At 46.5% G+C, this 11261-nt stretch carries 10 protein-coding genes; 6 read left to right on the plus strand and 4 right to left on the minus strand.

The window, feature by feature from the left end; all coding sequences use genetic code 11:
• The first annotated feature begins 47 nt into the window (after positions 1-47).
• The 3 genes from M3630_RS28680 to M3630_RS28690 all read left to right on the plus strand — a co-directional run bounded on the left by M3630_RS28680 (position 48) and on the right by M3630_RS28690 (position 3591).
• A complete protein-coding gene (locus M3630_RS28680; RefSeq protein ID WP_251254453.1) occupies positions 48-2144 on the plus strand; it encodes an S-layer homology domain-containing protein in 2097 nt (698 codons plus the stop codon).
• A 151-nt stretch (positions 2145-2295) separates the two neighbouring features.
• Positions 2296-3057 (plus strand): DUF4253 domain-containing protein, encoded by a 762-nt coding sequence (locus tag M3630_RS28685; RefSeq protein WP_251254454.1) that lies wholly within the window; start codon positions 2296-2298, stop codon positions 3055-3057.
• 87 nt (positions 3058-3144) lie between these two features.
• Positions 3145-3591, plus strand: coding sequence for an SRPBCC family protein (locus M3630_RS28690; RefSeq protein ID WP_251254455.1), 447 nt, complete (start codon positions 3145-3147; stop codon positions 3589-3591).
• 44 nt (positions 3592-3635) lie between these two features.
• On the opposite strand, the gene M3630_RS28695 is transcribed toward M3630_RS28690, so the two are convergent.
• Positions 3636-4994 (minus strand): sensor histidine kinase, encoded by a 1359-nt coding sequence (locus M3630_RS28695; RefSeq protein WP_251254456.1) that lies wholly within the window; start codon positions 4992-4994, stop codon positions 3636-3638.
• Positions 4984-5685 (minus strand): response regulator transcription factor, encoded by a 702-nt coding sequence (locus M3630_RS28700; protein WP_251254457.1) that lies wholly within the window; start codon positions 5683-5685, stop codon positions 4984-4986. The genes M3630_RS28695 and M3630_RS28700 overlap by 11 nt, the downstream gene beginning before the upstream one ends.
• Positions 5686-5830: 145 nt before the next feature.
• On the opposite strand from M3630_RS28700, the gene M3630_RS28705 reads away from it, so the two are divergent.
• The 3 genes from M3630_RS28705 (at position 5831) to M3630_RS28715 (ending at position 10042) form a co-directional block, all read left to right on the plus strand.
• Positions 5831-6334: a hypothetical protein gene (locus M3630_RS28705; protein WP_251254458.1), complete on the plus strand. Its 504-nt coding sequence runs from the start codon at positions 5831-5833 to the stop codon at positions 6332-6334.
• 90 nt (positions 6335-6424) lie between these two features.
• Positions 6425-9046: a winged helix-turn-helix domain-containing protein gene (locus M3630_RS28710; protein WP_251254459.1), complete on the plus strand. Its 2622-nt coding sequence runs from the start codon at positions 6425-6427 to the stop codon at positions 9044-9046.
• An 81-nt stretch (positions 9047-9127) separates the two neighbouring features.
• Positions 9128-10042 carry an NAD(P)-dependent alcohol dehydrogenase gene (locus M3630_RS28715; protein WP_251254460.1) on the plus strand — a complete coding sequence of 305 codons (915 nt, stop codon included), beginning with the start codon at positions 9128-9130 and terminating at the stop codon, positions 10040-10042.
• Positions 10043-10122: 80 nt separating this feature from the next.
• On the opposite strand, the gene M3630_RS28720 is transcribed toward M3630_RS28715, so the two are convergent.
• Together M3630_RS28720 and M3630_RS31270 are read right to left on the minus strand one after the other, a co-directional pair.
• The gene (locus M3630_RS28720) at positions 10123-10968 is read right to left on the minus strand and encodes a DegV family protein (protein WP_251254461.1); all 846 of its coding nucleotides are present in this window, start codon (positions 10966-10968) and stop codon (positions 10123-10125) included.
• Between the two features lie 204 nt (positions 10969-11172).
• Positions 11173-11253 carry an IS3 family transposase gene (locus tag M3630_RS31270; protein ID WP_353057225.1) on the minus strand — a complete coding sequence of 27 codons (81 nt, stop codon included), beginning with the start codon at positions 11251-11253 and terminating at the stop codon, positions 11173-11175.
• Between the last annotated feature and the right edge of the window lie 8 nt (positions 11254-11261).

An 11261-nucleotide genomic window follows, 5' to 3' on the forward strand; every position in this document is an offset into this window, starting at 1 on the left:
CAACAATGCTAGCAATCATGGGCTGTTTTTTTTTCAGCGTACCAACGATGAATAAAAAAACAGGTATCGTGACAACTGCATTTGCAGCGGAACCTGCTTCTTATCTTACAAAGGAACAGGCTATCTCACTCATGAAAAAGATACCTATCGATACGAAGGGCTACGTTGTGGAAGATATCTATCTTAACGATACAGTCGCTTTTGGTCAAAACGGAGCGGTTTGGACGAGCTATTGGGTCAAAGATAAAGGCGGGAATGAAAGTCTATTCATAGATATAGACGCAACAACAGGCAAGTTGGTCCGGTTTGCAAAATCTACAGTTAATAAGCCAAAAGAAACGGCTGTGAACATCATTTCAGAAAAAGAGGCTTTGAAAAAGGCAGGAGCATTCGTAAATACAGTTGCCTCTGAAGTGCAAGGGCATATTTCCAAGGCAAATGAATATCAGGTTGACGATTCCCTTCCTCCGCAGGTAATGGATCATGTTTTTCATTTTGTTCGCGTAGAAAATGACATTCCATTCTTGGAGAACTATCTTCAGGTAATCGTCGATTCTCAAGGTGAAATCGGTTCTTATAGTCGCCAATGGTACAATGGAGAGTTGCCATCTCCTGTTCCAGCCATATCAGCGGAGGAGGCAAATAGACGGTGGGACGAGGCGATGAAGCCAGCCCTTCATTATGTGTATACAGGGGAGCAGATCGGAAAATATGGATTGCCCCATAGAAAAATGATTTTGGCATATGCTTACGATGAAAAAGCATCGGTCTTCATCGATGCGATGACGAATCAACCCATGACGATTTTGGGGGAGAGTAGTCAGCAGTCGCGAATCCCACTAGGAACATCAACCAGAACGTTGGGCAAAGAACGAAAAAGGCTGATGGATGATGAGAAGAGAGAGAAGGCCGACGAGATTGCACGTACGATGTTCCAGGCTATACCTGATCGTCAAACAAAGGTTGGGGGCAGTACTGCAATATCATGGAATGGATTTTGGGAGGTTAGCTCCAGTAGTGCAAAGTCTTTTTATTATGCTCGTCCAGCCCAAGGAAAAGAAAAGGAAATGAAGTTCCAGTTAGGGATGGATGATTACGGAGAGGTTACGATTTTTTCGGTGGAGGAAGAACCTTCTGAAATAGAGAATCGAATCTATCCCAATCCCATTCCTTACGAAAAAGCACAAGTAGCTGCAACCGATTTTATGAAGAAACTCTATCCTGATCGACAAGGAGAGCTGTATGCGATCCATCTCCCGCCAACAGAAGAGAGCAAGAAATGGCTGTTTCAGCGAAATGGCGGCTACTACATTACTTTTGGTTGGTTAAAGCAAGGAATACCTATCCAAGGCCTCGAAACGGGGGTAATCGTAGATCCTGTAAATGGAGAGGTAAAGGGGATGCACACTTTTCCAGCCTATCAACCACTCGAGATGATTCAGGTACAAAAACCTAGAATCGATGAACAAAAAGCAAAGCAGGTAGAAAAGGAAAACAAGGAGCTTAGACTCACCTATTTCATGCCATATCCAGAATGGCGACAGGGAACCTATCTGGTTAGTCGTGAGCCAAAGCTGGTTTACAGAATGGTAGGAGACGATGGTGTGGTTGATGCGGATTCTGGAGAATGGGTGAGCTATACGGCTTACAAGCAGTCAAAAATTCCGGAGGATATTGCTGCGCACCCTCACTATTGGGCGCTTTTGTACGCTGTGAAAGACGGTTATTTTCCTGTAACAAACAGCAATCTTGATCCTGATCAGCCTGTTACCCGTGGAGAGTTTCTACGCATTGTGCTCAAAGCCCAGGAGTCCTACGACTTCTTTCCAGACTATTATGAAGTAGCGGGAGAGGAGCAATTTTTTACGGATATCGATAAAGGTCATCCCCTCTATGAAATTGTGAAAGATGCGATAGAAAGAGGTTTGATACAAGCTACCACCAACAATAAGCAATTCGATCCAGATCGCAGTCTCACAAACGCGGAAGCAAAAGAGATGATTTCCAGGCTGCTACAAAGGAGTGGAGAAAAGAACGGAGCTCTTTCAATTGCCGGGCAGCCTACTAAGATTTTGACAAAGGCTGATGTAGCTCGTTTATTAATGGAATTGAAATTCTATTCGAGAAGCACAGAGCAAGAGTAGGGATGCAGTTTGCTTCCCACTTTTTACGCCCATACTCCGAACACAAGCGTTTTTTTGCTTTTTGTTCATTTCCACTCAATCTGGAAATTGAAGTAAAATAGACGAGTAATCCTATGAGTTGCACAAACCAACAGAAAAAAGAGGTGTGACGATGGTAGAGGAGTTGTCGAATTACCTAAAAGAATGTGACATAAAAGTGGTTGCTGCGGAGGATTTCACGGTACCGGCTATAAAGGAAGATAAGCACAGCATTTTGGTCCTGCCTAGCTATAATATACTAGAGATGATAGAGGAAGCGGTGGACGAAGAGGGATCACTCGCTGATTATGTACATAACCAGCTAGAGGAGGTTCACGGCTTACCTGTAGAGGATGTCTTTCGGCGAATTGTGAAGTCTCGTCTTTTGTATACAGACATTGAAGCCGAGTTGAAAAGTTTGGAAGGAAAGAGCTTTGAAGGCATCTATCAGGCATATTCCCTGATATGGGAGGGTGATGAGCTGCTCAATGAACAACTCAGTGAAACAGAGACGGAGTCCTTTCTTATAAGTGAAAAATGGGTGCAGGATCGGTTGGAAGATGATGCCCTGATTGTCCTTGAATTGCCGATAGCATCTGGTTATGAAGCACCACTGTGGGTCCCAATGGGCGGCTATAATGAATGCCCACTGCCCGTTTACCAGTCCGTTATCGTAAAGCACTGGCAGGAGGCGTATGGGATCAAGATTCTCGCTGTGACAGAGGATACCTGGATTTTTCAAGCTGGTTCAAGACCGAAGACCCATCAGGAAGCACTCAAGCTGGCACAAGAGCATTTCATCTTTTGTCAGTACGTCCTGGATGAGTTTCCTTCATTAGGGCATTACGCCGATTATTTAATGAAACAGGATGTTTGGTATTTTTGGTGGGATTAACCCGCCATATTCCTGAAATATCTCCCGTGTTCTGGCAATAAACATAACAAGATACCAAAGAACACTGGGGGAAGGAATGAGCAAATCATGCCTCAAGGAATACATGATGTGGAGCTGAACCTGCCCATCGGGGCGGTATGGCAGTTTGTAAGCATAGTGGAGAATTGGGTCCCACTGGTACCTGGCTACATCAGCCACGAGGTAATCAATGAACGTCGTGTCGCTTGGACGTTTACAGGCGATATCGGCATCATGAAGAAGACCATCAGCCTGCAGGTGGATATCACCGAATGGACGCCTCCGACCGAGGTCAAGTTTACCTTGACGGGGATCAGTGGGAATTTCACTGGGCATGGCTATTTCAAAGCGAAGGCATTGGGGGAGGCACGTACGAAAATGACGGGGTGTCTCGACATCACCGCCCATGGTGTGAAGGGCCCCATGATCAATTCTATTCTGAAGTCCAATCTTCCCAAGACAACGAGAGAATTGGTGGATGCGATCGCAAAGCGCCTCCATTCCGTTACCAGGTAAAAAAACACGCCTTCGAGGCGTGTTTTTTGCTTGTCGAAACATCTTCACTCACGGATAACAGGAAGTGCTGGCAAAAACACCGAAAACGTAGTACCTTTCCCCACCTCGCTATGAACTTCAATCCACCCATGATGCACGAAGATATTTTGTTGTGCGATCGCGAGCCCAAGACCTGTACCGCCGCTTGGACGAGCTCTGGAATGGTCTGCTCTGTAAAAGCGGTTAAAGATAAGAGCCAGGTCCTCCTCGGGTATGCCCGTCCCGTTATCTTCTATTAGGATTCGGACATACTCATTCTGGCGGTCTTGCCTGTAAACCCGGTCAACATGCACCTTTACGTATCCCTCTTGGTTTGTGTAATGGAGGGCATTGATCAAAAGATTGTAAAGAGCTTGAAGAATACGTTGCTTCTCTACGGACACCTCTATGACTTCCTCTGAGATATGCGTGGTGAGACGGATTTGCTTATCTTCCGCCAAGAATTGGGTTTTTTCCACCAACTGATTCAGAATCATGACGATGTTCTCGGTTTTCGGATACAGTTGCGTGCCCCCAGCTTCCAGCTTGGACAGATCCAAGACTTCATTCACCATGCGCGATAACCGCAACACTTCATCGAGCAGCGACGATTGCTTTTCAAAGGAAAGCGCAGTCCCCGTATCTTGAGCGAGCTCCAACTCCCCCTGAATAATCATGAGCGGTGTTTTCAATTCATGAGTGATATCGGATAGTAACTGCTTTCGGGATCGTTCCAGGCTTGTGAGGCTATCGTTCATCTCCTGTAAAGCTCTCGAAATCGCCCCGAATTCATCCTTTCTGTGAATGGGAAAGGAAACCTCTTGATTCCCGCTTTTGATCAAATCGATTCCTTGAATAATTTCGCGTATTGGTCTAGTCAGCCTCCAGGACAAAATGAAAATGGTGACCAAAGCAGCAAGGCAAGTGAAGAGGATCGATACGCGAACGATGGCAGGCACAATGCTGTACCACATCGTTTTGAATTCGTACGTTTTATATTGGGCGTCATTCATGAGATATAGCTGCCCGATTTTCTGCTCGTTGTGGCCGTATAGGGTTAATTTATAGCCTTGATCCCGGAGATCACGAAGGCTCAAGCTCCCTTGCTGATAAAGCATCTTATCATCTGCAACTAAGGCAATCTCGACAAATTCACGGCTGTGTCCGAATGCTCCTGCCTGAACCTCAATCCCTCCCCAGGATTCACCGTGATTCACATAGTATTGCTCGAACTCCTCTCGCAACGAATCAAAAAGCGCTCTTTCCTCCAAATAAACAAGATCGCGATCAATGTAAAACTGGATGTGCGTGACAGCGAGTAGACAGAGTATGATGAAGACGATCAAAATGCTCATCGACAGCATCAGCTTCGTTCTAATTTTCATAGTTTGCTCCGAACCGGTATCCAAATCCGTAAACCGTTTGGATGTACACATTATGGTCGGCATCATCCTCTATTTTCTTGCGCAGCTTGCTAATATGAGAATCAACCGTTCGTTCGTCGATGACGAATTCTTCCTCAAAGGCGTGTTGAAGCAATTGCATTCGACTGTATACCCGACCAGGCTTGGATGCCAGCAGGTGAAGGAGCTTGAATTCGGTTGGAGTTAACCGCAGTTCTTGCTTGCCTTTAAATACTTGCAAGCTTTCCTCGTGAATCGTTAGTTCGCCTCTTCGGAGGACAGAAGGCTGTTCGTGGTCTTTTCCACCTTTGTTCATTCTCCGTAACAAAGAGCGGATTCGGGCGGATAGTTCTCGCAAGCTGAAAGGTTTCGTCAAGTAATCGTCTGCCCCCATTTCCAAGCCGACGATTTTATCTGTTTCCTCTGTTTTGGCCGTGACCATGATAATTCCCGGCTCGCCGAGCTGTCTAAAGTGACGACATAGATCCAGACCGTTCATATGGGGGAGCATCCAATCCAGGATGACAATATCCGGCTTGATTTGGGTAAAAAGCTGTATAGCGGTTTTTCCGTCCTGTGCGGTAAAGATATCGTACCCTTCCGACTGAAGGAAGGCTTCCATCAGTGACAAGATCTTCTCCTCATCTTCCACGATCAAAACCTTGATCCCCATTTCCAAACCCCTATCTTTTTCAATTTTTTCCTATTATACAACAGGATAGGAGCGTGCATAGAGCCATCATAACCTCTCCAGATCGTCACCATAAGTTCGCAACATTTTGGTGGTAGCATCAACAGCAAAAGGGGAGGATTGGAAAATGAAATTCAAATTTTCGATTAAACAAAAGCAATGGATCATTACAATTCATGTTCTGTCAGTTGTATGTTGGCTGGGAGGGGCCATTTGCATGTTTGTACTCGGCTCTTACATGCTATTGTCTGGTAATGGAGAGCAGCTATATTACACACTGGACAATATGCATTTGATCGATGTGGTCTTGATTCGATATACGGCGTTGGTCGCTTTCCTATCCGGTATTGTCCTTTCCATATGGACACAATGGGGACTCTTCAAACATTACTGGATTGTCATCAAGCTCATTTTGACGGTTTTCTTGATTTTGTTTGGGATCAAGTTCATGGGCAACTGGTTATCCAATCTCATTCAAGGGGCGGATCAAATGAGAATTGTGGCTCTGAAAGATGCAGGGTTTCTCACGACGAGCTATTCCTTGCTCGGGGGTGCCGTCGCAAATATCGTGGCACTTGTCTTTATGATCGCCATCTCTTATCTTAAACCGTTCGGTAAAATCAAAAAATGATCAACGCTTGAAAGGGACAGTCTACCCATGAAAGAAGACAAAACTGACTCTTTGTTGACGCTGTAAGATTGCGATTATTATAATTCCCGTATGAAGATGCCATTGATAACCACAAAACTATACATGCCACCGTTACATTTAAATGTCGTTACCCGTCAACGACTGATTGGACTGCTAAATGAGGGTCTACATCGGAAACTGACATTGATTTCCGCGCACGCTGGCTTCGGAAAAACGACGCTGACGAGCGAGTGGCTTATGGGTTGCAATCGCCCTGTCGCCTGGATTTCGCTGGACGAACGGGATCATGACCCTGCACGATTTCTCTCATACCTCATCGCTGCATTACAAACGATTGAGCGGAATATTGGAGCAGGCTTGTTTCTTTTGCTCCAATCCCCTCAAATACCCCAAATCGAATCGATAGTGACGACACTGCTTCATGAAATAACCGCTATTCCCATCCAATTTGTTCTCGTTCTTGATGATTACCACCTGATCAAGGCTGGCCCGATCGACGAGGCCATCACTTTGCTTCTCGAACGTATGCCTCCACAGATGCATCTGGTTATCTCCACACGCGAGGAACCACGATTTCCGGTCGCCAGGCTTCGTGTTAGGAACCAATTGACCGAAGTACGGGCCTCAGACTTGCGATTTACTTATTCGGAGACAGCAGAATTTTTAGTTAATGTCATGGGTCTGCACCTGTCGTCAGAAAACATCGCCCTGCTCGAATCCCGCACAGAAGGCTGGATTGCCGGTCTACAGTTAGCTGCTCTTTCCATGAAAGAACAAATAGATGTCGCAACCTTCCTTCCAACTTTTTCGGGCAGTCACCATTTTATACTCGACTATTTGGTTGAAGAAGTGCTTACCAAGCAATCTGCAAGCATTCAGGCATTTTTGCTGCAGACATCCATCCTTGACCGATTGTCCGGTCCTCTTTGTGACGCTGTTTTGGGCCAAAGTGATATCTGTTCTAGCTTAGGACAGGAAACGCTCGAATTCCTCGAACGGGCTAATTTGTTTATCGTCCCGCTAGACAGCGAACGGCGTTGGTACCGCTATCACCATCTTTTTGCTGATTTGCTGCGGCAGAGGCTCCGTCAACGTTTTTCATCGACAACAAGCGAAGGCAAGCGAATCGTGGCAGAATTACATACTCGTGCAAGTATTTGGTATGAAGACAATGGTTTTGAGATGGAAGCTTTTCACCATGCAGTGGCCGCCAATGATACATCGCGAGCAGCCATACTGGTGGAGGGAGAGAGGATGCCGCTGCTCTTTCGTGGAGGGGTAGTTCCTGTACTGAACTGGCTGGAGTCTTTACCACATGAGGAGATGGATGCAAGGCCAGCGCTGTGGGCGATGTACGCCTCAGCCTTGCTAATGACTGGTCAAATGACTGGCGTTGAACCGAAATTGTTAGCTGCCGAAAAAGTACTGCAAGGGTTCGAGCCAGATGCCAGGTCCAGAGATATTCTTGGGCATATCGCTGCCATACGCGCAACATTGGCTGTTAGTAAGCACCAATCAGAGGACATCATGGCAGAGGCCAAGCGAGCCTTAGAGTACCTGCATCCCGACAACTTGCCTGTCCGCACAGCCACTTCTTGGTCGCTGGGGTACGCTTATCACCTGCAAGGGAATCGTACCGCAGCCACCAAGGCTTACCATGAGGCATTATCGATCAGCGAGAAGATTGGCCATGTCGTGATCACCATGATGGCTACGCTTGGATTAGCGAAGCTACAGGAGGCAGATAATCAGTTCCTCATGGCGGCTGAGACTTATCAGCAAGTACGAAAATTGGCTGGTTCCCCTCCCTTGCCAGCAGCTTGTGAAGCGCATCTGGGCTTGGCCCGGATTTTTTATGAATGGAACGACCTGAGTACAGCGGAGCATCATGGTCTACTGTCCATTCAATTAGCAGGTCAGCTGGAACAGACGGACAGAGTCGTAGCAGCGCAGGTGTTTCTCGCAAGACTGAAGCTAGCACGAGGGGACGTTAGTGGAGCGGCTACCATGATTGCAAATGCGGAGTATGTGGCTCGCAAGCATGGCTTTTTTATGCAAATGCCTCCTATTGCCGAAGCACAAGTCCTTATCTTGCTTCAGCAGGACAACCTGACAGCGGCAGCCCGATTGGCACAGAGGCACGACCTTCGAATACTCCAAGCCCGTGTACTTCTGGCACAGGGAGATACGTCCGCAGCACTTGCGGTTCTCGAACCATTACTCGCACAGGCAGAGGAAAAACAGCTAGAGGATGAACGACTCAAGATCATGGTTTTACTAGCGGTTGTTCTGTATGCGCTGGGCGATCAAGTAAAAGCTGCGCAAATGGTGAAAGACGCAATAGTACTAGCGGAGCCGGGGGGATTCATACGTACTTTTGTCGACGAAGGTATCACGATGAAAAGGCTATTGTGTGATGCGGCAGTTCATGGAACGAAGCCAAGCTATATAGAAAAACTACTTGCGGAATTCAAGCCCCACCATACTGATTCCCTGATCGAGCCGCTTAGTGAGCGAGAACTTGAAATTTTGCAGCTCATCGAAAAAGGATTATCGAATCGTGACATTGCCCGGCACTTGTTCCTCGCACTTAGCACGGTGAAAGGGCATAACCGGAATATCTTTGACAAGCTGCAGGTACAGCGGCGTACAGAAGCAGTCGCACGGGCTCGCCAGTTAGGCTTGCTGTAAATTCCAAAACAATACTTAAGTATCTGTATTCCAATACCGCACTCCCGCTATACTGATGGCAAAGCGGATAGGGGGATGTCAATGAGAGCCGTGGTGTGCACGAAATACGGATCACCAGATGTTTTGGAGCTAAGAGAAGTAGAGAAGCCTATGCCTAAAGATAATGAAATCCTGATAAAAATTCATGCAACAACGGTTACATCCGGAGACTGTAGAATCCGCGCCTTCAAAAGTCCGTTCTTGCTCTGGATTCCCATGCGCCTCGTGCTCGGACTCACAAAACCGAGAAATCCAATTCTCGGCGTGGAGCTATCTGGGGAAGTCGAAGCGATCGGCAAACATGTCAAACGATTTAAAGAAGGCGACGAAGTCTATGCATTAAGCGGGATGCGATGCGGTGCGCATGCGGAGTACATCTGTCTGCGTGAAAACGCAATCGTGGGGGTAAAGCCGACAAATGTAACACATGAAGAAGCCGCCGCGATTCCTTTTGGGGGTACGACCGCCTTGCATTTTTTTCGAAAAGGAAAGCTGCAAAAGGGACAAAAAATGCTGATCTACGGAGCTTCTGGATCGGTAGGGACCTCCGCGGTACAGCTTGCCAAGTATTTTGGCGCTGAGGTGACAGCGGTATGTAGCTCTGCCAATTTCGATTTGGTGAAATCGTTGGGTGCCGATACCGTCATCGATTACACGAAAGAAGATTTTACGAAAAAAGAAGAGCGGTATGACGTTATATTTGATGCCGTTGGGAAAGCAACGAAGTCCCATTGCGTAAAAGCACTGGCGCCTGACGGGATATTCCTGACAGTCGATGGGCAAGGGATTGCAAAGGTGCGGACGGAGGATTTGGATTTTCTTAAAGAGTTGATGGAAGCAGGGCAGATAAAAGCGGTTATTGATAGACGTTATTCGCTGGAGCAAGTACCGGAGGCACATCGATATGTGGAGACAGGGCGGAAGAAGGGGAATGTAGTGATTAAGGTTGGAACATGATGAAATTGTGCCAAAATAAAGTCAAAGGGGGGCAGCTCTTTGCCGAAAAAATTGGCATGTGAGACTGCCCCATTTCACTCTTATTCATTCCGCCAAGCCAACGCCAGCGTCCCCATCCCGGCATGTGCCCCAATCGTGGAACTGATTGGTCCAACCAATACCTCGACATCGGAGTATTTGCTCTGAATTTTCTCTTTCAGTTCCAGCGCTTTGTCCAAAACGTTGCCATGCAAAATCTGAACGTGCTTCACGGTGTAATTCTGCTTGGCGTTCTCCAGCTGTTCCAGCATGCGCTTGACCGCTTTCCCTTCGGTACGAACCTTTTCATATACTTCAAACAGTCCATCCTTAATTTGAAAAATAGGCTTGATCTGAAGCAGATTGCCGATGAAATATTGCAAGCCGGTCATTCGGCCTCCCTTGTAAAACTGGTCGAGACTGCCGACGAGGATATAGTTCTCGAACTTTTTGTATTCCTTGCGCAAGGAAGCCGCAATCTCTTGGTAGCCTTTCCCTTCTTTGGCTTGCTCGATTCCGTTTAAGATAATCGAGGTAATCGGGTACGACATCAGCTTGGAATCTACCGACTCGACAGGAAAGTCTACCATCTTGGCTGCTGTGGCGCTTGTATTGTAGGTCCCACTCAGATCAGGGGAGAGGTGTACAGCAATCGCGCATTCATACTCTTCCTTTAATCGTTCGTAGAGGGTCACAAATTTTCCTAAGCATGGCTGCGACGTTTTGGGAGCATAATTGGCCTGTACAATTTTTTGATAAAGCTGTTCAGGCGCTAAATCAATGCCGTCTTCATAAGTGCCATCTTCAAAGATAATCTCCAGTGGAACGACGTAGATGTCATGCTCTTCCAAGATGTGATCAGGTATGAGTGCGGTACTGTCTGTAACCCAGGCAATTTTTTTCTTCAAGGAAACATGTCCTCCCCCAATGTAGTAGAAACCTTGCTATCTCTTTACTGGTGAAAGCTGTATAAGCAAACTCGCATATATGTATCATAATACGGAAACTGTCGTTTTTTGTCGTAAATAGAAGAAGTTTTCTTGAACAAATGAAAAATCCCATGTTTCTTCGTGAGTGGACTGACCCTAATTAATGAGACGTTGAAAAAGCACCTAGGCTACCTGTTTCCCATACTCGTATGGAGACAGGTAGTTCAATTTTTCCTGAATTCGATCTTGGTTATAAAAACAGATGTAATTTT

Origin of the sequence: Brevibacillus sp. MER 51 (assembly GCF_023714195.1) — a bacterium.
Lineage (GTDB): Bacteria > Bacillota > Bacilli > Brevibacillales > Brevibacillaceae > Brevibacillus.